Origin of the sequence: Rhodococcus sp. Ni2 (genome assembly GCF_021352185.1) — a bacterium.
In the GTDB taxonomy this organism is placed as follows: Bacteria; Actinomycetota; Actinomycetes; order Mycobacteriales; family Mycobacteriaceae; genus Rhodococcus_F; species Rhodococcus_F qingshengii.
The window spans coordinates 560,305-583,126 of the sequence record NZ_WOXZ01000002.1; the positions used below are offsets into that span (position 1 = coordinate 560,305).

19 protein-coding genes are annotated in these 22,822 nt (G+C 63.2%); 10 read left to right on the plus strand and 9 right to left on the minus strand.

The window, feature by feature from the left end:
• The first annotated feature begins 68 nt into the window (after nucleotides 1-68).
• From GN300_RS16140 to GN300_RS16150, 3 genes are all read left to right on the plus strand, one after another.
• On the plus strand, nucleotides 69-1,886 hold the full coding sequence (locus tag GN300_RS16140) for a penicillin-binding transpeptidase domain-containing protein (protein ID WP_063314968.1): 1,818 nt from the start codon (nucleotides 69-71) through the stop codon (nucleotides 1,884-1,886).
• A 107-nt stretch (nucleotides 1,887-1,993) separates the two neighbouring features.
• Complete coding sequence (locus GN300_RS16145; RefSeq protein ID WP_007734469.1) at nucleotides 1,994-3,673, plus strand: NTF2-like N-terminal transpeptidase domain-containing protein; 1,680 nt, start codon at nucleotides 1,994-1,996, stop codon at nucleotides 3,671-3,673.
• A 30-nt stretch (nucleotides 3,674-3,703) separates the two neighbouring features.
• Nucleotides 3,704-4,441, plus strand: a complete 738-nt coding sequence (locus GN300_RS16150) for a sulfite exporter TauE/SafE family protein (RefSeq protein WP_003945554.1) — start codon at nucleotides 3,704-3,706, stop codon at nucleotides 4,439-4,441.
• A 6-nt stretch (nucleotides 4,442-4,447) separates the two neighbouring features.
• On the opposite strand, the gene GN300_RS16155 is transcribed toward GN300_RS16150, so the two are convergent.
• From GN300_RS16155 to GN300_RS16170, 4 genes are all read right to left on the minus strand, one after another.
• Nucleotides 4,448-5,920: a peptide MFS transporter gene (locus GN300_RS16155; protein ID WP_003945468.1), complete on the minus strand. Its 1,473-nt coding sequence runs from the start codon at nucleotides 5,918-5,920 to the stop codon at nucleotides 4,448-4,450.
• 57 nt (nucleotides 5,921-5,977) lie between these two features.
• Entirely contained in the window at nucleotides 5,978-6,355 is a 378-nt protein-coding gene (locus GN300_RS16160) for a DUF3054 domain-containing protein (protein ID WP_050655475.1), read from the minus strand.
• 64 nt (nucleotides 6,356-6,419) lie between these two features.
• Entirely contained in the window at nucleotides 6,420-6,968 is a 549-nt protein-coding gene (locus GN300_RS16165; RefSeq protein ID WP_003945643.1) for a YceI family protein, read from the minus strand.
• 78 nt (nucleotides 6,969-7,046) lie between these two features.
• Nucleotides 7,047-8,783 (minus strand): 2-isopropylmalate synthase, encoded by a 1,737-nt coding sequence (locus GN300_RS16170; RefSeq protein ID WP_063314967.1) that lies wholly within the window; start codon nucleotides 8,781-8,783, stop codon nucleotides 7,047-7,049.
• Nucleotides 8,784-8,946: 163 nt separating this feature from the next.
• Here GN300_RS16170 and GN300_RS16175 point away from each other — a divergent pair, with 163 nt between their 5' ends.
• Nucleotides 8,947-9,627, plus strand: coding sequence for a FadR/GntR family transcriptional regulator (locus GN300_RS16175; protein ID WP_007734477.1), 681 nt, complete (start codon nucleotides 8,947-8,949; stop codon nucleotides 9,625-9,627).
• Here GN300_RS16175 and GN300_RS16180 read toward each other — a convergent pair.
• Both GN300_RS16180 and GN300_RS16185 read right to left on the minus strand, forming a co-directional pair.
• A complete protein-coding gene (locus GN300_RS16180) occupies nucleotides 9,624-10,730 on the minus strand; it encodes a YbhN family protein (protein WP_042452628.1) in 1,107 nt (368 codons plus the stop codon). The two genes, GN300_RS16175 and GN300_RS16180, sit on opposite strands and share 4 nt — an antisense overlap.
• Before the next feature lie 9 nt (nucleotides 10,731-10,739).
• A complete protein-coding gene (locus tag GN300_RS16185) occupies nucleotides 10,740-12,218 on the minus strand; it encodes an adenylate/guanylate cyclase domain-containing protein (RefSeq protein ID WP_003945952.1) in 1,479 nt (492 codons plus the stop codon).
• 192 nt (nucleotides 12,219-12,410) lie between these two features.
• Between GN300_RS16185 and GN300_RS16190 the strand changes: the two genes are divergently transcribed.
• The 4 genes from GN300_RS16190 to GN300_RS16205 are packed head-to-tail and all read left to right on the plus strand — an operon-like array spanning nucleotide 12,411 to nucleotide 16,203.
• Entirely contained in the window at nucleotides 12,411-13,589 is a 1,179-nt protein-coding gene (locus GN300_RS16190) for an AI-2E family transporter (protein ID WP_063314966.1), read from the plus strand.
• Complete coding sequence (gene macS, locus GN300_RS16195; RefSeq protein ID WP_007734482.1) at nucleotides 13,582-14,805, plus strand: MacS family sensor histidine kinase; 1,224 nt, start codon at nucleotides 13,582-13,584, stop codon at nucleotides 14,803-14,805. The genes GN300_RS16190 and macS overlap by 8 nt, the downstream gene beginning before the upstream one ends.
• A 28-nt stretch (nucleotides 14,806-14,833) precedes the next feature.
• On the plus strand, nucleotides 14,834-15,466 hold the full coding sequence (locus GN300_RS16200; RefSeq protein WP_042453521.1) for a response regulator transcription factor: 633 nt from the start codon (nucleotides 14,834-14,836) through the stop codon (nucleotides 15,464-15,466).
• Nucleotides 15,467-15,483: 17 nt separating this feature from the next.
• On the plus strand, nucleotides 15,484-16,203 hold the full coding sequence (locus GN300_RS16205; RefSeq protein ID WP_007734485.1) for a DUF1707 domain-containing protein: 720 nt from the start codon (nucleotides 15,484-15,486) through the stop codon (nucleotides 16,201-16,203).
• Between the two features lie 4 nt (nucleotides 16,204-16,207).
• On the opposite strand, the gene GN300_RS16210 is transcribed toward GN300_RS16205, so the two are convergent.
• Both GN300_RS16210 and GN300_RS16215 read right to left on the minus strand, forming a co-directional pair.
• Nucleotides 16,208-16,660, minus strand: a complete 453-nt coding sequence (locus GN300_RS16210) for a MaoC family dehydratase (protein ID WP_003945664.1) — start codon at nucleotides 16,658-16,660, stop codon at nucleotides 16,208-16,210.
• Nucleotides 16,661-16,695: 35 nt separating this feature from the next.
• Nucleotides 16,696-17,223, minus strand: coding sequence for a cupin domain-containing protein (locus GN300_RS16215; RefSeq protein WP_063314965.1), 528 nt, complete (start codon nucleotides 17,221-17,223; stop codon nucleotides 16,696-16,698).
• Nucleotides 17,224-17,375: 152 nt separating this feature from the next.
• Here GN300_RS16215 and GN300_RS16220 point away from each other — a divergent pair, with 152 nt between their 5' ends.
• Complete coding sequence (locus GN300_RS16220) at nucleotides 17,376-17,948, plus strand: TetR/AcrR family transcriptional regulator (RefSeq protein ID WP_042920278.1); 573 nt, start codon at nucleotides 17,376-17,378, stop codon at nucleotides 17,946-17,948.
• An 89-nt stretch (nucleotides 17,949-18,037) separates the two neighbouring features.
• Nucleotides 18,038-19,900, plus strand: coding sequence for a DUF2339 domain-containing protein (locus GN300_RS16225; RefSeq protein WP_063314964.1), 1,863 nt, complete (start codon nucleotides 18,038-18,040; stop codon nucleotides 19,898-19,900).
• Here GN300_RS16225 and GN300_RS16230 read toward each other — a convergent pair.
• Nucleotides 19,875-22,814 (minus strand): MMPL family transporter, encoded by a 2,940-nt coding sequence (locus GN300_RS16230; protein WP_007734492.1) that lies wholly within the window; start codon nucleotides 22,812-22,814, stop codon nucleotides 19,875-19,877. The genes GN300_RS16225 and GN300_RS16230 overlap by 26 nt on opposite strands.
• Between the last annotated feature and the right edge of the window lie 8 nt (nucleotides 22,815-22,822).

Below are 22,822 nucleotides of genomic sequence, written 5' to 3' on the forward strand. Positions count from 1 at the left end.
GTGGCGTGCATTTATTGCACTGATTACATGATTACACCGATAGTCGAACTGGCGCCACAAATTCGGGCATGATCGGAGTCGTGCGCCTTTCACACGCTCGTCAGAGCTTCCGAACTTTCCGTCGTCCCGTGGCTGCCGTGGCACTGGGGGTATTGGCCGCAGGATCGGTAGTTGCCTGCAGTTCTGGCCCTGACCAGCCGAAATCAGTGGCAGAGGAGTTCGCCTCCGCGCTCACGTCCGATGACGTGCAAGCGGCGGCAGCCCTGACCACCGATCCGGCGGCGGCGTCGACTGCGATTTCGGCTCTGATCGACGGGCTGGGCAAGGACGAGGGAACATTCACCGTCTCCGACGCCACCGAGTCCGGTGATTCTGCGGGGACGTTCACACTCGATGCGGCGTGGAAGTTCGGTGAAGGTCAGGACTGGAACTACTCGACGCGGGGAAACGCGTCGAAAAGCGGGGACAACTGGCTGATTCAGTGGGACCCGGCGCTGTTGGCTCCGGACCTGACCTCCTCGACGACCTTGCGCTACACACCCACCACCGGTGCTCCGCCGTCGGTGCTGGACGCGGCGGGCCAGCCGATCATGGAGCAGCAGGTGGTGACGCTGGTCAATCTCGATTCCGCCGCGGTGCCCCCGGTGGACACGGCAGCCGTGGCGGCCCTTCTCTCGCCCATCGCACCGACGATCACGGCGGCATCGCTGAGCGGCGATCTTGCGTCGGCAAGTGGGAAGCCGGTCACCGCAATCACTTTGCGGGCCGAGGATCTTTCACCGATCGAGGAGAGGTTGGTGGCGATTCCCGGAGTGAGCTTGGCGCCGCAGGCTCGGTTGCTCTCGGTGGACAAAACTCTGGCGTCGCCGACTTTCAGTGGGTTGTCCGATCTGTGGCAGGAGGGGCAGGACAAGTCCGCGGGCTGGGCGGTACAGCAGGTGAAGCAGAACGGAACCGTCACCACCGTCGCCGGCCGAGACGGGCCGGTTGCTCCGAACATCGCCACAACGATCGACCGACCGATGCAACTCGCGGCCGAGAATGCGCTCGCCGGGGTGACACAACAGGCGGCGATCGTTGCGCTGCAGCCGTCGACCGGAGCGGTGTTGGCGGTGGCCCAGAACGCCCCCGCCGACGCACAGGGCCCGATCGCTCTGACCGGCCTGTACCCACCGGGTTCGACGTTCAAGACCGTGACGACGTCCGCGGCCCTGCAAGCCGGCGTCGCTACACCGGACACCGTTCTGCCGTGCCCGGGTACCGAGAACATCGAGGGCCGTCAGATTCCCAACGACGACGAGTTCGACCTCGGATCGGTTCCGCTGCACACCGCGTTCGCGAAGTCGTGCAACACCACAATGGCGAGGATGGCCGTCGGTCTGCCCGCCGATGCTTTGCACAAGGCGGCGCTGCAGTTCGGGCTCGGCGTCGACTACGTCACCCCCGGACTCACGACGGTGACGGGCAACGTCCCTGACGCGAACACCCCCGCCGAACGCGTCGAGTCCGCGATCGGACAGGGCACGGTGACCGCCACGCCCTTCGGGATGGCTCTCGTGGCGGCCTCGATCGCCAACGGAACGACACCCGCGCCGATGTTGGTCAAGGGACAGCCCGGCGTGGCAGATCAGACCGTTGCACCGGCTCCCGCGGAGGTGACCGAACAGTTGCGGGTGATGATGCGCGAGACCGTCACAGGCGGTACGGCGACGTCGTTGCAGGACATTGCGGGGCTTCTCGGCAAGACCGGCACGGCCGAAACCGAGGGTGGCCCGGCACATGGGTGGTTTGTCGGAATCAAGGGAGACCTCGCATTTGCGGTATTCATCGCGGGTGCGGACAGCTCTTCGCCTGCAGTGCAGGTAGCGGGCACTTTTCTGCGCTGAAACCTGTTTTCCGTTGCAGTTGGATCACACCGTCGTAGCTCAACCGTGACACGTTCGTAGGCATCCCGTGCTTGTTACTCGTGTGACAGAAGTAAAGAGTTACATGCATGGGGCCCGGAGGACAGCACAACCGTCGTGGAAAATATGTCGTTGCGTCGATAACTGCTGTCGTTCTGACAGTGGCGCTCGCGTCGTGTGTCATCGGTGGGGAGAAGAAATCCGACGCCGCCTCGGTGGTGGAGGACTTCGTCACCGCCCTCAACAACCACGACGCCGAAGCTGCCGCGGCGCTCACGTCGTACCCCAACGCGGCGCGGCCGTCGATCCAGCAGATGTTCGACGGACTGGCCGCCAAGTCCACCGACTTCGACGTCGCTCAGGTCATGGATCTGGGTAGCGACTCCGGACTCTTCACACTCGACGCGTCCTGGAACTTCGGCGAAGGCAAGGACTGGAGCTACCAGTCGCAGGGTGAGGTTCGTGATCTGTCGGTCGGCTGGCGTGTGTCCTGGGACCCGTCGGTCCTCGTCCCCGACCTCGGCAACGGTCGCACCGTTTCGTACACCCGCACGGACGCAGCGCCGCCGAAGGTAGTCGACAGCACCGGCACCCTGCTCATGAACGAGCAGACCATCAACGCGATCACTCTCGACCCGGCCACCATGCCGGACCCCGTCGACACCACTCGTCGCCTCGCCACGGTGCTCGAACCTGTCGCACCGTTGGTCACTTCGGAGTCGATGTTGGCCGACCTCGCCGCAAACCCCGGCAAGCCCGTCACCGCCGTACTGCTCCGCGATCCCGACTACGCCTACCTGGAAAGCGATTTTGCGATCCCCGGCGTCGTCGTGGTCAAGACACCCAAGCTGATCGCCTCCGACCGTCGAATCAACTCGCCGTTGCTGGACCCACTGCGGACCGTGTGGCAGGCCAATCGCGACGCCACCGCCGGCTGGGCGGTCAATCTGGTCGAGCCCAACGGATTCCCGATCAAGCAAGCCGGCTTCCAAGGACCTCCCGGCCCCGACGTCGCCGCGACCCTCGATTCGCACGCTCAACTCGCCGCGATCGAAGCTGTCGTCAGTGCAGGTACTCCTGCGGCCATCGTCGCGATCCGCCCGTCGGACGGCGCCATTCTGGCTGCAGCACAGAACAATCAGGCCATCGAACAGGGCCCGATCGCCTTCACCGGGTTGCGCCCGGCCGGCGGTGCCCTCGATCTGGTCCGTCTCGCATCGTCGATGCAGAACGGCGTCGACCCCGGCGCCGTGTCACCCGAGCAGTTGGCCGACACCGGGCAGCAACTCGGACTCGGCAACGGCTTCCACATTCAGGGACTCGAACAGCAGACAGCAGTGCTTGCCGCGAACCGCCCCGGCGTGGACCAGGCGATGAACAACGTCATGGCCAACAAGACGTCCAACGACGCGAGCGCACCGACGGTAACTCCGTTCGGAATGGCGATGCTCGCGGCATCGATCGCCCGCGGCAGTGCCCCGATGCCGATGATGGTCTTCGGACAACCGGCTACCGCCGACGTCACGCCGACGGCGTTGCCCGGCGACGTCAACAATCGTCTGCGTGACGCCATGCGAGGCGCCGGCGGACTGGCTGGGTACCCGGACATGATGGCGGCCGGTGCAGCGAGCGGTGACGATCGCTGGTTCTACGGATCACGCGGAGACTTCGCGTTCGCGGTGTTCGTCGCAGACGCCGACGGCGGCGATCGAGCAATGCAGATGACGGACAAGCTCTTCCAGGAACTCGGCAAGCCTGCCGACAAGTAGTACCGGGCACCGCGAGTAGATTCCTGGTTCGTGAACCTGCTCGATTTCCTTTTCCTCGTCGTAGCGGGATTCTTCAGCGGTCTAGTCGGTTTTGTCACCGGTCTTGCATCGATCGTTTCGTATCCGGCGCTGCTGAGCGTCGGGCTCTCACCGGTCAGCGCGAACATGACCAATACCGTCGCGTTGGTGGCCGTCGGCGTCGGAGCGTTGGCGAACTCGTCCCGTGAAGTTGCCGATACCGGTCCGAAACTTGTTCGCTGGTCTCTCTATTCGGCTGCCGGTGGCATCATCGGTGCCCTCATCCTGTGGTTGGCACCGGAAGGTTCGTTCGAATCCGTTGTGCCGGCGATGGTCGTGTTCGCCTCGCTCGCGCTGCTGCTGCAACCGAAGATTCGTGAGTTGTCCGGCGGCGGCGACCGCCCCGGAATCTACTCCGCAGCACTGTTCGCCGTCGCGGTATACGGCGGCTATTTCGGTGCCGGTGCCGGCGTCATCTTCCTGGCTGCGACGCTCATCCTCACTTCCGAAACGGTGTGGCGTGCAACGATCCTGAAGAGTTTCTTTCTCGGCATCGCCAATCTTGTGGCTGCACTCATCTTCGCCTTCTCCGGACAGGTGCATTGGGTGGCCGCGTTGGCGATGGCGCTCGGCGCGTTGGCCGGAGGTTGGTGTGGCCCGCCCGTCGTCAAGAAAATCCCGCCATCGGTACTGCGTGTGGCAGTAGCGATAGCGGGATTCGTGTTGGCTCTGTGGTTGTGGGTGAAGTGAGCCCGTCTACTTCACGCCCTGCATCAGCTTCTTGATCCACGGCGAGGCAAGAGCAAGAATCACTCCGATTCCGATCGACGAGAAACCGATGATCAGGAAGAACGGGCGACTGTCGTCGATGTCGAAGTAACCGGCCAAGGTTCCCGCCATCGAAGAACCCAATGCAACGGACAAGAAGAACAACGCCACCATCTGAGTGTGGAAATGCTCGGGCGCGAGTTTGGTTGCAAGGGAAAGGCCGACGGGGGACAGGAAGAGTTCGGCGAAGGTGAAGAGCAGAAGCACACCGGCAAGGCCGAGGAGCGGTGCACTGTTCGGTCCGCCCCCGGTGATCGGGATGAACGCCAGGAACGCCAGACCCATCGTGCCGGTACCGAGCGCGAACTTGATCGGCGACGACGGCTGACGGTCACCGAGTTTGGTCCACATCGCTGCGAACACCCCGGCAAAGATGATGATGAACACCGGATTGATCGACTGTACCCACGTCGGCGGGAAGTCCCAACCGAAGAGATTGCGGTCCAGGAGCTTGTCTGAGATCACCGGCACGGTGGTGAACTGCTGCTGAAACAGCGACCAGAAGGCCGCGCTCGCGATGAACATCGGGATGAACGCAAAGACTCGACTGCGTTCGACCTTGGTGACCTTCTTGCTGGTGAGCATGAGGAGGAAGTAACCGACCGACGCGACGATCGTGAGTCCGACAACGACGTCGGACATGTTGTCCGCCGTGATCAAGCCGGTGACGGAGGCGACCGCGACGACGACGATCGCGGCAATGCCGATCCCGATGTAGAGTGCGCGCTTGTCCGCGGGCAACGGGTTGCCGGGTTCGGCACCGATTCCGTGAAGATGCTTGCGGCCCAGCGTGTACTGGATCAGGCCGAGCGCCATGCCGACGGCAGCGAGAGCAAAACCGGCGTGGAATCCCCAGGCGTCCTGGACGGCTCCGGTGAGCAGCGGACCGACAAGACCGCCGATGTTGATGCCCATGTAGAAGATGGAGAATCCGGCGTCGCGGCGAACATCCTGTTCGGAATAGAGATCTCCGACCAGAGAGGTCGCATTGGCCTTCAAGCCGCCGCTGCCGAAGGCGACCATGACGAGGCCGACGCCGACACCCCACATGCCGGGAAGAACCGACAGTGCGATGTGGCCGGCCATCACCAGCGAAGCACTGTAGAAGAGCGTGCGCTCGGAGCCGAGCAGTCGGTCGGCCACCCACGCCCCGAGAATCGTCGACAGGTAGACGGTGCCGCCGTACGCGCCGACGATGCTGGTCGCTGCCGCCTGGCTGATGCCGAGGCCGCCGTCGCTGACGCTGTAGTACAGGTAATAGATGAGGATGCCTTGCATCCCGTAGAAGGAGAACCTCTCCCACATCTCGACGCCGAACAGGTTCGCCAGCGCAAAGGGTTGGCCGAAGAACCCCCGGTCTTCCTTCTCGCTACGTTCGACGGGCTCCGTAGTGTTGCTCATCCGAAAAGTGTCCTACGTGCTCGGGCATTTCGGGTGGTTCCGAGCCGTGGAGTTTGGTTACGACTTGGTGCGGATTTTCACTACCAGCGGAGCGAGTGCGCGCCAACCGAGAAGGAACGCGCCGAGGACCAGCGTCGCGACGACGATGAAGCTGAACTGGGTGCCCTGGCCACTCAACACTCGCAGGATCATCCCGAAGACGACGGCGCCGAGCCAAACGACAACGCCGGTGGGAACAAGGAGAACGGCGTTGAACTTGTCGCGGTAGAGCGCGAACGTGGCAGCCCATCCGATCACCAGGCCGGTCAGGAAGGGCCAGGATGTCTTCGCCAGACCGGCGAGCGCATTGGCTTCCTCGTGGGTACGGCGCCCTATCGCGCAGAAGATTATGACAAGAATGGCGTCGATCAGCAGGAATGGTGCGTACTTCTTCACGCTCACACCATACGACTGTGCGCCTTTATTAACCGCGGGCGGTTAATAAAGGCGCACAGTGTTGTTAGGCCTGGAGGCCGGCTTCGATCTCGAGGGTGATCGTGATCTTGTCGCCGACAACTGCTCCGCCGCCTTCGAGGGGCATCTCGATGGAGATGTCGAAGTCCTTGCGGTTGATGACGGTGGTGGCCTCGAATCCGGCGACGGGGCCCTGGCCCATGCCCGGGTTGACGCCGTTGAACTCGAGGTTCAGCTCGACCTCGCGGGTGACGCCGTGGAGCGTGAAGTCGCCGGCGAGGACGAAGTCGCTGCCCTTGGAGCGCACTGCGGTGGACTTGAAGGTGGCCTTCGGGAACTTCTCGACGTCGAAGAAGTCAGCGGACTTGATGTGGCCGTCGCGCTGCTCGTTCTTGGTGTTGATGGAGTCCACGGAAATCTCGGCCTCGACGGCGGGGGTTCCGTCTTCGGCAACGGTGATCGTTCCGGAGAACTCGTCGAACGTTCCACGAACCTTGGAAACCATGAGGTGGCGAACCGAGAATCCGACAGTGGAGTGGACGGTGTCGATGACCCAGGTTCCGGCGGTCAATGCGGGCAAGGTTGCGGTGGTCATGGAAGCTCCTGAATAAGTAGTTGAATGTTCAAGTTCTTGTAGCTTCAACTATGGACCCCAGGAAATCCTTCCGCAAGATCATGTGAGCTGCATCACAGTGTTTGTGCTTGCGGCGTAGACCGCGTGAAGCGCCGACGCTGTCACCGACTGATGCACCGCAATGCCCCAGCGCCCTTCGGCGTTCACCACGCACTCTGCAATGGTGACTGCCGAAGTCGCACTCCCGGAAGAATTCGGGTTGCGGGGCAGTGAATGCTGGGTGAGCGAGACAACCTCGACGGCCGAGCCCTGTTCGGTCAGGATTTTGCTCAATGCCTCGACCGGCCCGGACGCACTGGCCGCGGCGGTGACCTCGCGCCCGTCGCGATCGATGGCAACGAACAACTGATCACCGTCGGCGGTGTGTTCCAGTGAGTACCGACGCACTCCTCCGTTGTACCCGTATTCGCGCAGCAGCAGTTTCCACAGTTGGTCGGCAGTCATTTCGGTGCCCGAGTCGTCGGTTTCGAGCTGCACCCGCGAGGCGAAGTCGATCTGCAGGCGCCGGGGGAGTTCGACCCCGTACTCGGTCTGCAGCAGATATGCGATTCCGCCCTTGCCCGACTGGCTGTTCACACGAATGACCGCCTGGTAGTCGCGGCCGACGTCGGCGGGGTCGATCGGCAGGTAAGGGACCGCCCAAGGCGCCGATCCCGGATCGACGCCGGCAGCCTCCGCGCTCTCGTAGTGATGCGCGAAGCCCTTCTTGATCGCGTCCTGGTGGGTTCCGGAAAATGCCGTGTACACGAGATCGCCGCCGTACGGGTGGCGTTCGTGGACGGGAATTCTGTTGCAGTACTCCACCGTTCGACGGATCTTGTCGATGTCGGAGAAGTCGATTTCCGGATCGACGCCCTGTGCATGCAGATTCAGCCCCAGTGTGACCAGGTCGACGTTGCCCGTCCGCTCGCCGTTGCCGAACAGGCATCCCTCGACGCGCTGCGCGCCGGCCAGCACTGCCAGTTCGGCGCACGCAACGCCGGTGCCGCGGTCGTTGTGCGGGTGGACCGAGAGGATCACCGAATCGCGTCGGGCCAGATTCTGGTGCATGTATTCGATCTGATCGGCATAGATGTTGGGGGTGGCGATTTCGACTGTGGCAGGGAGGTTGTGGATGACCGGGCGATCGGGGCTGGCGTCCCAGAGTTCGGTGAGACTGTTGCAGACCTGCAGGATGTAGTCGGGTTCGGTGAGGTTGAAGACCTCGGGTGAGAACTCGAGTCGCCAGCCGTCGTGGCCTTCGCCGCCACGAGCAACGTCTTGCGCGGCGCGGAAAATCATGTCGTGCAACTCTTCTCGCTCCTTGCCGAGAACGACGTTTCTCCACGTCGGCGCAGTCGCCGTGTACATGTGGACAACCGCGTCAGGCAGCCCCTCGATCGATTGATATGTCCGTTCGATCAAATCCGTACGCGCGGCAGTGAATACGACGATAGTGACGTCGTCGGGAACGAGATCGAAGCGCACCAGGTCGCGAACGAAATCGAAATCGGTCTGACTCGCGGAGGGGTAGCCGACCTCGATTTCCTTGTAGCCGATTGCCACCATCAGTTCGAACATTCGACGCTTGCGTTCGGGGTCCATCGGTTCTGCGAGGGCTTGGTTGCCGTCACGCAGATCGACGGGCACCCACAGGGGCGCCGCGGTGGTGCGATTGGACGGCCACGTCCGCTCGAAAGTCGGAATGTCGACGCGATCCCACGCGGCGCGATAGCGCTCGGACGGCATGGGTGACGGCTTCTGGTTGTTCCAGCGGTTGGCGCGGGTAGTACTCATCTTCGGTTTCTCCTGCGGTCGAGTCGAGAGACCGGCATGGCGAAACCCCGCGGAGGGGTGCCGGTCTTTCAGGCCCCGCCGCGGCAGTCGAGAAGGAGTGCTCCTGTAGCCATGCGGGCTACACTAGAACGAAATTACTTATCAGACAACCTGAGGAGTTCACGTGTCCCCGATCGTCGAGCGTCGGCTGCTCACCGACCAGGCCGCGGAGTTGCTACGCGCGCGGATCGTGAGCGGTGAATGGGAAGTCGGCGCCAAACTTCCAGGTGAAACCACTCTTGCTGCGCAGTTGGGTATCGGGCGGTCCACTATCAGGGAAGCAGTGCGGACTCTCGCGGGCCTCGGCATGCTCGAATCGCGGCAGGGCGCCGGGGTCTTCCTACGGAGTACGACGCCTCCGGATCAGTGGCCCCGAGTGCTCGAAGCCGAGGCGATCCTTCACGTCGTCGAGGTGCGCAACGCGGTCGAGATCGAAGCAGCTCGCCTCGCTGCGCAGCGGCGCGATGCCGTTGACGTCGCGGCTCTGCGGCAAGCGCTCGACGGTAGAACTGCCGCAGCGCACTCTGGCGACGCAGCGTTCGTCGACGCCGACATCGCCGTCCACCGAGCAGTGGTGGACGCGGCACACAATCCCGTGCTGTCGGAACTCTTCGAGACCTTTGTACCGCGTCTGCGGGCTGCGTTGATCGAGTTGATCGCGGTTCTGGACCTGCATCCACACAGCCAGCCCGACGCGGACGAACATCGAATGTTGGTGGACGCCATCGAAGCCGGCGACGCGGAGGCAGCCGTTCGGATCAGCCGGGCACACCTCGACGACATGGCGGCAGCGTTGCGACGCTAGACGCCCGGCTGTTCGCGGCGTTCGAACTCGAGGTCCATCTCGAGGTCTTCGTGGTGGGTTGCACGGAAAGTGATCAAGAAGACGATCCAACCGACGACAGCGACCATGACGAGGCTGACCATCCGATACACGAACACCGACGCGATTGCCTGCGCTCCGCCGGCCCCTGCGATCGTCAGCGCGGTGACCAGAGCAGCGTCGACGTAACCCAGCCCGCCGGGAACCAGCGGAATGCTGCCGACTGCTTTTGCGGCGGCGAAAGCGATCAGGAGCCCAGCAAAAGAGGGCTCCGCGCCAACAGCCCAACATGCGAAACCCAAACAAGCGACATCGGCGACACGATGGATGGCCGACCACCCGAATGCGATGACCGAGTCGGTGCGGCTGAGCTCGACCGTATCCAGTTGCTTCAGGATCTCGGACCAGCGTCGCATCCCGTGGCCGAGCGGATTCTTGCGAATTCGGTTGTAGCGGGCTAGGACTCGATGCCCGATTCGCTCGATACTGCCGGGATTCTGGGCTATGTATCGCAACGCCAGGAACAGTGCCGCCATGCCGATGATCGAGATCGTGAGCGTTATAGGGCTGACCTTGGTGCCGAAGGCAAACGCGCCCGCGGCACCCAACAGCGCCAAAGTCGCCGCAGCGATCACTCCACACACCGCCAACTGCCAAGACGCGACAACTGGTGTAGCGCCCCACTTCCGAGTCTGCTTGTAGGTGAATGCGGTCGAGAAGACCTGGCCGGCTGGCAACGTCAGCGCCATCGCGGTGCTGGCGTAGATGACCGAGAGGTTCTTGAGGTGACCGGCAATCACACCGGCGGCATTGAGAAGACGTTGCTGAACGGACGCGTATCCGCTGAGCGAAATGAGTTGCGCCGCGACGCACGCGGCCACCCAACCCCAATGGATTTCGGTCAAGGCTTGCCAGGACTCACTGAGCTTGGACCACAGAATTGCACCTTCGACGATCAGAAGAGCGATCAGAGCCACCCCGAGCAGCCACTTCAGCCACCAGAAGCGCCCTCTGACCCGACTGGTCTCGGCCACGGGCGAGCGTGGTCGTCTCAGTCGCCGTGGGGTGTTTCCAGGCTGAGCCATCGACTCACCCTAACCAATTTGATCCGGATCGACCTCTGGATACTTTTCCGGCCACGCCAGATGCGTCAGTCGTCGGCGCCCACGCAGTTGGACTTGCTCTCCGAGTTCCCACTCGGCCTGTTCCTCTTCGTCGGCGAAGTACAACGCGCTCGTCGACGCCAGCACCCGGCTGGGCCGAAGTTTCGCGAGCTCGGTGAGCCGTGACGCCTCGTTGACCGGATCACCGATCACGGTGTACTCGAAACGTTCGGCAGCACCGATGTTGCCGGCGACCGCGAGCCCCGCGCTCACACCGATTCCGACGTCGAGGCCGGTGATGTCGTTGAGCTTGAACCGCAGCTCGCGAGCCGCAGCGAGGGCTGCCGTCGGAGCGTCGGGTCGATCGAGTGGTGCACCGAAGATGGCGAGCGCTGCATCACCCATGAACTTGTTGACAAAACCATGGTGACGATCGATGACGTCGACGACCACACGGAAGAACTCGTTGAGCAGTTCGACCACTTCACCCGGCGGGCGCTCGGCCGCGGCACCGGTGGATCCGACCATGTCGACGAACAGAACTGCCACGAATCGAGTTTCGCCGCCCAGCTCGGTACCGAACTTCAACGCGCGCCGGGCCACATCCTCGCCGACGTGCTGACCGAACAGCTCACGCAGCAGACGACGCTCGTCGGACTCTTTCATCATGCGGTTGAAGCCGACCTGCAGCCGGCCGATCTCACTGCCGTCGAACACCTCGACGCGTACGTCGGTGGCGCCGCGCTGCACCCGCTCGATGGCGCGTCGCAGTTGGCGGATCGGATCGGAGATCTGGGTAGCCGTCAGCATCGACAGCGCAAAGGCCTGCACGATCGCCATGATCGAGATGAGCAGGATCGCCCACGCGAGAGAGTCGGGGGAGAACTCGAGATCGGTCGTGAGCTGCGTCGAGCACAGCAAGATGATGCCTGCGACGGGCATCAGCGTGCCGAGACCCCAGGTCATCGCCAGCCGGGTTCCGACGCCAGGCGCCATGGTCCGATCGAATTCGCCCTCGCTCAAGGCCTGGGCGGCGACCGGACGCAAAATGCGCTCACCGAGCATGTAGGTGAACCCGAAGGTCGTGGTCGCGGCCATGCAGACCGTCACGATCACGGCGATCGCGAGTCCGGGCATCTCGGTGATGGTCAGGAACACGAAGATGATGCCCCCCAGAATCCACAGCACCAGGTGGACGATGGCCTGGCGAAGCGGCGCGTGCAGTGCCGCCATCTGCTCGGACCTCGTGGGTGGACCCCCGCGCAGCCGCCAGCGAATGACCGACTTCAACATCATCGCCGCCGCCGTGAGGCTGACGGCGCCGGCGAATGCCAGGTACACGCCGAAGATCGCGAAGTTGCGGACCCGGTCGGCAACTATCGCGTCGGACTCCTGGATCGGCACGCCGTACCGGACGAAGGCAAAGACCAGTACCGCGCCGATCAGATTGGCTGCGAGCATGGAGAGCATATAGAGGGGCCACCGGCTGCGGATGGTCACCGCTATTGCTCTGTATGAGGCCCGCACAGGGTTCAATTTAGCTGGCAGAGGTCGAAGTGTTGGTACGCGCGTCCGATTATTCGTCCGCTCACCTGTGTCGGCCGGGCCGGTTAGGCTCGCGATGTGAACGCAAACAGGGGGCGTGCGGAGCGAGCATCGAGGATGAACAAACCCATCTCCGCCGACGCTCGGGCGGTGCATCCCGGCGTGCGCATCGCTGCGGAATGGTCGTGGCGCCTCATTGTGATCTTCGCCGGACTGTTGGTTCTCGGGTACGTCGTACTCCGCCTCGAAACCGTGCTCATCCCGGTGGGGCTGGCTCTGCTGGCATCAGCTCTGCTGATCCCGATTGTCGATCGGCTACAGGTGTGGGGTGTTCCCCGCTCGGCAGCCGTCATCGTCGTTCTGCTTGCCTCGATCGGGCTGGTCGCGGGAATCATGACGTTTGTCGTCGAGCAGTTCATCGACGGGTTGCCCCAGCTCACCGACCAGTTCACGGCCAGCGTCACGCAAATTCAGAACTGGCTCACCAGCGGTCCGCTGCACTTCAGCGAGGATCAGATCCGCCAGGCAGGTGATTCGGTCGTCAAGTCGGTGCAATCCAATCGTGAGTCCCTGACCAGCGGCGCTTTGACCACGGCGACAGTCATCGGCGAGATCTTCACCGGGGCATTGCTGACGCTGTTCACTCTCATCTTCTTCCTCTACGGCGGCGATCAGATCTGGCAGTTCGTCACCCGGATAGTTCCCACCGACGCGCGTCGTCGCGTACGGATCGCCGGTTCTGCAGGTTTCGGGTCGCTGATCGGCTACGTGCGCGCCACGGTCGCGGTTGCCGCCGCCGACGCGATCGGTATCGGTGCCGGCCTGGCGATCCTCGGGGTGCCGCTCGCCCTGCCGCTGGCGTCGTTGGTGTTCATCGGCGCGTTCATTCCGATCGTCGGTGCATTTCTGACCGGTTTTCTCGCGGTGCTTGTCGCTCTGGTCACGAAGGGTTTCCTGACGGCGCTGATTGTCCTCGGCATCATCATCGGCGTCATGCAGCTCGAAGCGCACGTGATGCAACCGCTGTTGTTGGGTCGCGCTGTTCGCCTGCATCCGCTGGCAGTCGTTCTCGCCATTACAACGGGCATCGTTCTCGCTGGAATCGTCGGCGGGCTCTTGGCTGTTCCGATCGTCGCGGTCCTGAATACCGCTATTCGTTCCCTCCTCGCCGACGACCCGGACATCGCGTACGCCGAACTGCACGTCGAAGATCCGGACACCCCACTGTTCCCCGCCGAACCCGATGAGCCGCGCGCCGAGCCTCGCATCGTGAACCCCACTCCTCCCGATGACTGAGCCCACCCGCCGTCGTCGGCTGCACTATCAGCCGACCGTTCGCGAGGCGTCGGGCGTCGACACCGACCCTGATGCCCCGCTGTGGCGGGCGGCGCAGGCATTTCGGCTCGTCACGCTGGTGTACGCGATCAGCTACCAGTTCGCCTCGGCCTCCGACTACACCAACTCTCGGCTCAGCTGGTTCTTCGTCGCTCTGATGGCCGTGTGGACCGGGGTGTCGGCACTGTTGCTCGGGACATCCGGTGCTTTGTTCGGGAAGAAGCTGCCGCGGTATCAGGTGGTGATCGCCGATCAGGTGGTCGTCATCTTGCTGATGGCGTCGACGAGGCTGGTCTCCGACCACGAGTGGTATCAGAATCACCAGACGCTGCCCACCACGCTGTGGGCCACCAACGCGGTCATCTCCGCGGCAATTCTCGGCGGGCCGTGGCTCGGTATGGCGTCCGGAGTTGTCATCTCGGCGGCCAGCGCGATCATCCGCGACCAGGTCAACCTGGACCTCTGGCGCGATGCGACGGCTCCCGTGCTCGTATCGGTCGGTCTGGCGTTGGGCTTGGCCACCACCACCGCTCGGCGCTCGCATCGACAACTCGAGCAAGCCGTCCGTCTGGCGGCGGCCACCGAAGAGCGCGAGCGTTTGGCACGCGAAGTACACGACGGCGTTCTGCAGGTGCTGGCGATGGTGCGCAGGCGAGGTGCGGCACTCGGCGGCGAGGCAGCTGAACTGGCTGCTCTGGCCGGTGAGCAGGAGGTCGCCTTGAGAATGCTGATCTCCGAGCAGGTTTCGGGCGCCGCGGCAGACGTCGGCGGACAGACAGTGGATCTGTGTCCGCTGCTGACCACGCAGGCAAGCACGTCGGTGTCGGTGTCGACGCCCGCGCACCCCGTCGTGATCGAGCGTGATCGAGCCATCGAACTGGCAGCCATCGTCGACAATGCTCTGTCCAATGTCGGGCTGCACGCCGGGCCCGCGGCGAAGGCATACGTATTGCTCGAAGATTTGCCGGACGAGGTGATCGTCAGCATCCGCGACGACGGCGTCGGAATCCCCGAGGGTCGCTTGGCGCAGGCCGAAGCCGAAGGCCGCATGGGAGTATCGAAGTCCATTCTCGGCCGAGTGCAGGTGCTCGGCGGCACTGCAGTCCTGCAAACCGGGCCGGGGGAGGGCACCGAATGGGAGATCAACGTTCCGAAGGGGAAAAGTGAGCGCGGCTGACGAACATGGCGAGAATCCGGTGACGGTGATGGTCGTCGACGATCACCCGATGTGGCGCGACGGTGTCTCCCGGGACCTCGAAGCTGCCGGCTTCACCGTGAGCGCCACGGCGGAGGGTGTCGAGAGTGCGCGCCGCCGGGCCGCCGCCGTGCAACCGGCGGTGGTTCTGATGGACATGAACCTGCCGGACGGAAACGGTGCCGACGCCACCACCGCAATTCTCGAGGTTTCGCCGAAGAGCAAGGTACTGGTGCTTTCGGCCTCTGCCGAACGTGACGACGTCCTCGACGCGGTCAAAGCCGGAGCGTCGGGTTACCTGGTCAAGAGTGCTTCGGTGGCGGAACTGCTCGAGGCCGTGCGAGCGACTTTCGACGGACAAGCCGTCTTCACCCCCGGCCTCGCCGGATTGGTGCTCGGTGAGTACCGCCGGATGTCGACGGCACCGGCCGACGATCGCGCACCCGAGCTGCCTCGGCTCACCGACCGTGAGACCGAAGTGCTCCGTCTTGTCGCCAAGGGGCTGAGCGCAAAACAGATCGCCACGAGGCTCTCGCTCAGCCACCGGACCGTCGAAAACCATGTGCAGGCAACGCTTCGGAAGCTTCAGTTGGCCAATCGCGTCGAGCTCACGCGATACGCGATAGAACAAGGTCTCGAATAACGTTTATCCTGGAAATCATGGAGGCCAGGAATCTACGCGTATCCGATGCCGAACGAGAGCATGTCGGCGAGCTGCTGCAGAAAGCTGTCGGTCAAGGGATGCTCTCGCTCGGTGAGTTCACCGAGCGCATGGACACTGCCTTGGCCGCAAAGACACGAGGTGAGCTCAACTCGGTTCTCGCCGATCTTCCGGGCATCACACTGATCTCCGACTACGACCCACCCGCGTATCCCAATGCGGGTCAGCCGATGTACCAAGGCCAGCCCTACCCGGCGCCGACGTACCAACCCCAACCGCCGCCGGTTCACCCGAGCCCGCCTTACCGCGCTCCCGTCGGGGCTCCGGTTGTAGGTACTTACGGAGCGGCAAATGCTGCCGTGATCCGTGGACGAATGGCGACGGTGACGCGGAACGGTGCCTGGATCGTTCCACCAGCTGTCGTGGTCGACACCAGAATGTCCAGTGTGACTATCGATTTCACGCGTGCGGTGATGCAGACGCAGGTCGTGAACATCTCGATCGACGACTACGCCAGCTCGATTTCACTGATCGTTCCCGAAGAGGCGACGGTGGACATGAACGGTGTCGAGGCAGTCGGGGGAAGCGCGTCGAACAAGGTTCGTTCCGGCCCACAGATGGGCCCGCTGCATCTGGTGGTGCACGGCAAGGTGCGATTCGGCAGTGTCACCGCGAAGCATCCCTTCGGTACCACGATCCGAAAGATGTTCGGCTCCTGACCTTTCAGTGATACGCGCGGGTCAACATCTCGGCGACGCACACGGGCTTGTCACCGTGTTCTCGTTCGAACGTCTGCGTCACCGTGATCTGGACACCGCCGTTGATCGGTTCGACTTTGCTCAACGTCGCGCGCATGCGGACACGAGAGCCGACCGGAAGCGGAGCGGGCAACCTGACCTTGTCGAATCCGCAGTTGAGAGCAAACGCAAAACCTTCGAGCGAGAACATTGCGTACGAGAACTTGGGGCCGAGTGAGAGCGTGTAGTTGCCGTGCGCGATGGTTCCGCCGAACGGCGACTCCTTCGCGCGATCCACATCGACGTGAATCCACTGATCGTCGCCGGTGACCCGGGCGAACTCGTCGATGGACTCCTGGGTGACATCGTGCCAGTCGCTGACGCCCAGCTCTTGGTTCAGGTTGGCGCTGAGGTCTTCTGCTCCGGTGAGTACAAGCATGAATCTTCCTTCGATCGGTAGGTGCTGACAGTCGGTCAGTGACTTTCGATGCCGAATCCCACACCGTGTGTCTGTGCGATCTCGGCGGTGGCAACGAGATCGAATTCGATCCCGAAGTCTGCTTCTACCCGCGCTGCAACCGATTCCGCGGCGGAACCTGCTTCGGCCAGTAGTTTCGGCATCAGTTCGAACAGGTCTTCCATTCCTCCGGGCGTGATGATTTCGAGAATCCGCGCTGGAGCGTCGTCGGGATTCCACACGGCGTGCCACTGGCCACGCGGTTTGAAGATCATGGCGCCGGTCTCCGCGTAGACGACCTCGTCTCCGACCATCGCTGCGACGCGGCCACTTTGAACCACCGTGTACTCGTCTTCCCGGCTGTGGCGATGGACCGGTGAGGTCATCGAATGCGGAGCGATGCGGTGTTGTACAAGAGAGAGACCTCCCTCGGTTTGTTTGTTACGAACCATCATCCGGACGCCGGTGGCCGCGAGGGTCCCGGCGAGGTCTTCGTCCGGTCCGAGGACGGTCGTGGTGGTGTTGTTCGGGGAATTCGGTGACATCGATTCAGTCCTTCGTCGTCGTGAGCGTCGTTGTCCGCGCTCCGGTTTGTTGATTCCCGAATCATGTACCAATCGGTCTAGTGATGCAAGGTTTTGACAATTTATGCACTTCAAGTGTTGTCGATATGTGTACTGATCGGTATATTGAACGTATGTCTACGAGGGATTTGTTGGTCGATGCCGCTGCCGATTTGTTGCAGCGGAAGGGCTACGCCGGAACGGGGGTGTCGGAAGTTCTCTCGGCTAGTGCGACTACCAAAGGTTCCTTGTACTTTCACTTTCCCGGCGGCAAGGAAGAACTCGCAGGCGAGGCTCTGAGGCGACGTGGCGAGGCAATGGCCGATTTCATCCGGCACCTGCTGGAGAGCTCACCCGATGCAGCCACCGCGATCTCGGCATTCGCCGCCGCATTGGCTGCGCGTTTGTCGGATTCGGACTACGAACGTGGATGCGCCCTGGCTACGGCAACACTGGATGCCGCAACCGAATCCGAGGTCATCCGCGGTGCTTGCGCGGACGGGTACAACTCGTGGCTCGCACTGCTGGCTCAGCGCCTCGAGGCAGACGGTTGGTCCCGCGAAGACGCCGAGTCCGAGGCAATTCTCGCTCTGTCCGCACTCGAGGGCGCGCTGGTCCTTGCTCGGGCGCGTCAGGATCCCGCTCCGCTTCACACTTCGGGTCGGCTTCTGTCCGAACGATTGCGGAACGCGGCACCTCGGCGTTAGTGCCCTGTCAGTTGAGTACGAGAAGTCCCCAGGCTGATCGAGTAGTACTACTCATCTGATCGGTTCGGCCACGCAGCAAGCTCGAAGCCATGACCACACCGAGCTTTTCCGCCGTCGATCCGCGACTGGTGACCGCCCTCTCGGCCGAGTGCGACAGCATCGGCCGGCAGTTGCGTCACATGGGCCAGAACCTGTCGATCCTGCAGACTCAGCTGTCCTCGGCTACTGCGACCCCGCCCATGCCGGTAGTTCCGGCACCCGCATCTCCGGCGCCACAGGTGCCGCAGATGCCACCAATGCGTCCTCAGCAGAGCGTGCCCGCGTGGCAGCCGCCGACGTATCCGGTTGCCGCGCCTCGCCAGCCCTGGTGGCAACGCGACGGTGTCATCAGTCGACTCCTGGCCGCGGCAGGTGTTGCCGTCACACTGATCGGCGTCGTGATGCTGCTGGTACTTGCAGCGCAGGCCGGATTCTTCGGACCTCCGCTGCGGGTGCTCGGCGGTGCGCTCCTTTCCGGCGCCTTGGTGTTTGCCGGGGTGCGGGTCCACGGACGGCCAGGGGGCAAAGTTGGGGCAATTGCCCTGGCTGCCACAGGTTTTGCAGGGATGTATCTCGATGTCGTCGCAGCCTCCGTTCTCTACGGTTGGGTGACGACACCGCTCGCGGTGGTGATTGCCTTCGGAATCGCCGCCGCCGGCGTTGCCCTCGCCGTGAAGTGGGATTCCGAATCGCTGGCGCTCATGATCGTTCTGGGAGCAGCGCTGCTGGCTCCCGTGTTGACGTCGGGAATATCGTTGACCCTCATCGGTTTCCTCTTCGCGATCCAGTCGGCGACATTCTCCGCCCAGCTCGGTCGTGACTGGAAGTACCTGGGCATGGCGCGCACCGTACCGGTGGTTCTCGCACTGCTCGCAGCGATAGCGTCGGAGTCCATCTTCGGCGAATCCGGTAACAGTGCAGTGCAATTGGTGATCAGTGCCGGCGTGGTTGCAATCGTGGGGGCCGGCTGCGCGATGGTTATGCAGTGGACGGGTTCGCCCTCGCGTGACGGCATTGCAGGGGCGTGGTCCACCGCTACCTTTGTTGTCTCGTCCCTTCCGCTGATGAGCGTCGGAGCCGTGCTCGGGCGCACCGAATCCGCAGTGCTGTACGGAATTGCTGCGGCACTACTTCTTTCGGCTGCAGCGGCGGCCAAGCCTTTGCCGACGCAACTGCGATTCGGACTGGGCGCAACCGGCGCCCTCGCATTGTTGCTCTGCTGCTTCTCCGGGGCGACTGAATCTCTGGTCGTACCGCTGATCCTCACGGTCGGAATGATCTTCCTCGGAGTCTCGCTGTATGCGGGTTCGCGCTTCGTCTTCGCGCTCGGAACCGCCTTTGCGGCAATCGGATCGATCGGATACCTCACGACGGTTCCGCCGGAAGCGTTGACGACCGCTCGCGCCGCATCCATGCAACTCGGTGCGATCACGGCGCTCTCGAGCCTGACGGCGATAGGCGCGGTGGTGATGCTGGTCTGGGCGATTCACCGACTGAAGTTGATTGCCGATTCCAACGCGGCGGTTCTATGGGCGGGCGCAGGGTTCGGTGTCCTCTACGCGGTGACGTGCGCGCTCGTCTCATCCGGCGTCGAAATTTTCGACAGTGCAACCGGTTTCGTTGCCGGGCACAGTGTTGCAACCATAGTGTGGATGCTTGCCGCCACGTCAGCGCTGGTGCTCGGATTGAACAACCGCCAGCACGCTCGCGTCTTGCTCGGAGCCGGGCTTGCTCTCACCAGTGCGGCCGTGGCAAAGCTGTTCCTCTTCGACCTGGCCACACTCAGTGGGCTGGTGCGTAGCGTTGCCTTCCTGGTGGTCGGCTTGCTGCTCCTGCTGGTCGGGACACGTTATGCACGAGCCTTCGCCAAGCAGGAGCAGGAGCAGGTCAGCTTCGCTTCTGGCGAGCGATGAGCTCGCTCACGCTGATGGCGCCTGCGTCGTCAGGCCGGTGCCTGCCGGTGGCGTTGTCGTCGCCGTCAGGGGTGGCGTCCGAGACTCGGGGCTCGTTGGTAGGCGAAGGCGAATCCGTGAAAACCCCGTTACGACGCTCCGGAGCGGTCGGTGGAGGCGGCGACTGGGGGGTCGCCTCCACCGAGGTCGGGGCTGAACCGTTTGTTGCAGAGCCGTTGGTAGCACCGTTTGCGGAGCCGTTCCGGCTCGCGCCGTTGGAGCCTGAACTGCTGCTGGCAGCACCGTTGGTCGCCGAACCGTTTGTCCGCGAAGGCGTCCGGACCACCGGCAGTGGACGTGAGGCCGGGGGAGTCTGTTCCCGGGCCCGCAGGTCCGACAACCAACTCTCGATGGGACGCTCGGCCGGCGCAGCGGGCGTGGGGTTTCTGCGCTTGTCGCTGGCATTCGGTTGCGGCCGGTACGAGGGATTGGGTACAGGTGCCTCGATCAGGTTCTGGGGGGCGCTGGCTGCACTCCCGATATCGAGACGACGTCGCGGTGCCGGCTTCTCCGCGGCGGGAGCCTCCGTGTTGGGTGCCTTGATCGCCATTTCGCTGAGCGGAATGGGCTCGGTGAGAGGATCGGGAACGCGAGGTCCGCTTTCCGGCTGTGCAGCCGGGGCAGGCGGCGGCATGACCCGCGAGGCCGCTTCGATCTTGCGCGGCTGCCCCGGTCCGGCGATCGCACCGACAGGCGCGATCTGCGGGACGTTCGCGAGTACCAGCTCGTTGTCGAGGATCGGCTCGCCCAGCCCGATCTTCTGCTGGATCCGCTTCATCCAGGCCGGAGCCCACCAGCAGTCGTCGCCGAGCAGTTTCATGGTCGCGGGGACCAGGAACATTCGGATGAGAGTCGCGTCGATGATCAGCGCGGAGATCATGCCGTAGGAGATGTATTTCATCATCACCAGATCGGACAGGCCGAATGCGCCGGTGACCACGATCAGAATCAGTGCGGCAGCGGTGATGATCCGGCCGGTATGTGCCGTGCCGATACGGATGGATTCGGTAGTACTCGCGCCCTGCGCGCGCGCTTCGACCATGCGGGAGAGCAGGAACACTTCGTAGTCGGTCGACAGGCCGTAGACGATCGCGATGATCAACACCAGGACGGGAGACATGATCGGTCCCGGCGTGAAGTTCAAGAGACCGGAACCGTGCCCGTCGATGAAGATCCAGGTCAGGATTCCGAGCGTCGAACCCAGTCCGAGCGCGCTCATCAATGCGGCCTTGATGGGCAGGACGAGCGAGCCGAACGTCAAGAACATCAGCAAGGTCGTCAGCAGGATGACGGATACGACCATCAGCGGCAGACGATCGAGCAATGCGTCGACGCTGTCCTGCTCGATGGCCGGAGTACCGCCGACCAGCACAGTTGTGCCCTCGGGCCAGTCCGCGGACCGCAGATAGTCGATGGTGGGACGTGCCTCGTTCCGCTCCGTCAGACCGGCCTTGAGGACGTTGACACCGTCCTTCGTCGCAACCTCCGGGGTGAACTTCTCGACCAGACCCGGCGCAGCATTTGCGGTCTTGGAAATCTGACCGAGGGTGGTGTTGTCGGCTCCCTCGATGACGAGTCGAACGGGCTCGGTGCGATTGCCGGGGAAGAGTTCGTCGAACTGCGCCTGCGCGACACGCGTGGGGCTGTCCGGGGGCAGGTACGTCTCGTTGATACCGCCGAACTTGATGCCCGTCAGCGGAATGATCATCAGCAGTAGAGCCGCGACGATCGGGACCGCGACCTTGAGCGGATGCTGCATGACCCAGCGGGTGAGCTTGCCCCAGAAACCGTTCTCGATTTCCTCGTTGGTCTTGGTCTGGCGCAGCTTCTTGAAGGTCAGCGCGTCGATCCGCTTGCCGAGAATGCCGAGAATCGCGGGAAGAATCGTGATGGACGAGATCGCGGCAAGCATGACGGCAGCAATGGCGCCGTAAGCCACCGATTTGAGGAAGCCCTGCGGGAACAACAGCAGACCGCCGAGGCTGACGGCAACCATGGTCGCCGAGAACATGACCGTTCTACCCGCCGTCATGACCGTTCGGCGTACAGCGGTCGGGGTGTCGTACCCCTCGGCTATCTCTTCTCGGAAACGGCTGACGATGAACAGTCCGTAGTCGATCGCGAGACCCAGGCCGACCAGAGAGACCACGGGCGCAACAAACGCGTTGACCTCGGTGAAGTTGGTGATCAGTCGAATGATGCCGTTGGCGCCGATGACGGTCAGACCGCCGACGATCAACGGGAGGGCAGCAGCGACGACGCCACCGAAGACGAAGAACAGCAGGACACCGACAGCAGGAATCGCGAGCATTTCCATGCGCTTGATGTCGTTGGCCATCGTGTCGTTGAGCGAATTCGCGACAGGTTGCAGGCCGGCGAGTTGCACGTCGACGCCGTCGATGTAGAACTGCGACTCGACGTCGCGGAAGTTGTTGGACACCGCGGTGTCGTTGTCTCCGGCGATCGCGATGCTGGTGACCGCGTGTTGCTTGGTCTTGTCCGCCAGGGCCGCCACCGAGAGACCGTTGTCGACCTTGAAGTACGAGCCGTTGATCTTCATGATCTGGTCGGGGTTGTCGGCGACGAGTCGCTGCAGATTGTCGATGACCTTCGCTTGGAACTCGGGGTCGTCGACGGTCTTGCCCTCCGGCGCCGTGTACAGCGCCAGAACGTCACCCGTCGTGCTGCGTCCGAACGTGCCGTCAGCGAGTTTGGCAGCCTCTACCGATTCCGACCCCGGATCGTCCCAGCCGCTCTGGCTGAGATGATCCTGCAGGCTCAGGCCGTACGCAGCGAGCCCGAGGAGCCCCGCCACCATGACAGCGATGACGGTGAAGCGGGCTCGATAGACGATGCTTCCCCAGCTGGCGAACACTGATCAAC

Bases quoted from the DNA above. Each gene is read 5' to 3' on its own strand.
- GN300_RS16140 (WP_063314968.1), top strand. From the start codon at position 69: ATGATCGGAGTCGTGCGCCTTTCACACGCTCGTCAGAGCTTCCGAACT.
- GN300_RS16145 (WP_007734469.1), top strand. From the start codon at position 1,994: ATGGGGCCCGGAGGACAGCACAACCGTCGTGGAAAATATGTCGTTGCG.
- GN300_RS16155 (WP_003945468.1), bottom strand. From the start codon at position 5,920: ATGAGCAACACTACGGAGCCCGTCGAACGTAGCGAGAAGGAAGACCGG.
- GN300_RS16165 (WP_003945643.1), bottom strand. From the start codon at position 6,968: ATGACCACCGCAACCTTGCCCGCATTGACCGCCGGAACCTGGGTCATC.
- GN300_RS16170 (WP_063314967.1), bottom strand. From the start codon at position 8,783: ATGAGTACTACCCGCGCCAACCGCTGGAACAACCAGAAGCCGTCACCC.
- GN300_RS16180 (WP_042452628.1), bottom strand. From the start codon at position 10,730: ATGGCTCAGCCTGGAAACACCCCACGGCGACTGAGACGACCACGCTCG.
- GN300_RS16185 (WP_003945952.1), bottom strand. From the start codon at position 12,218: ATGCTCTCCATGCTCGCAGCCAATCTGATCGGCGCGGTACTGGTCTTT.
- GN300_RS16190 (WP_063314966.1), top strand. From the start codon at position 12,411: ATGAACAAACCCATCTCCGCCGACGCTCGGGCGGTGCATCCCGGCGTG.
- macS (WP_007734482.1), top strand. From the start codon at position 13,582: ATGACTGAGCCCACCCGCCGTCGTCGGCTGCACTATCAGCCGACCGTT.
- GN300_RS16200 (WP_042453521.1), top strand. From the start codon at position 14,834: ATGGTCGTCGACGATCACCCGATGTGGCGCGACGGTGTCTCCCGGGAC.
- GN300_RS16205 (WP_007734485.1), top strand. From the start codon at position 15,484: ATGGAGGCCAGGAATCTACGCGTATCCGATGCCGAACGAGAGCATGTC.
- GN300_RS16210 (WP_003945664.1), bottom strand. From the start codon at position 16,660: ATGCTTGTACTCACCGGAGCAGAAGACCTCAGCGCCAACCTGAACCAA.
- GN300_RS16215 (WP_063314965.1), bottom strand. From the start codon at position 17,223: ATGTCACCGAATTCCCCGAACAACACCACCACGACCGTCCTCGGACCG.
- GN300_RS16220 (WP_042920278.1), top strand. From the start codon at position 17,376: ATGTCTACGAGGGATTTGTTGGTCGATGCCGCTGCCGATTTGTTGCAG.
- GN300_RS16225 (WP_063314964.1), top strand. From the start codon at position 18,038: ATGACCACACCGAGCTTTTCCGCCGTCGATCCGCGACTGGTGACCGCC.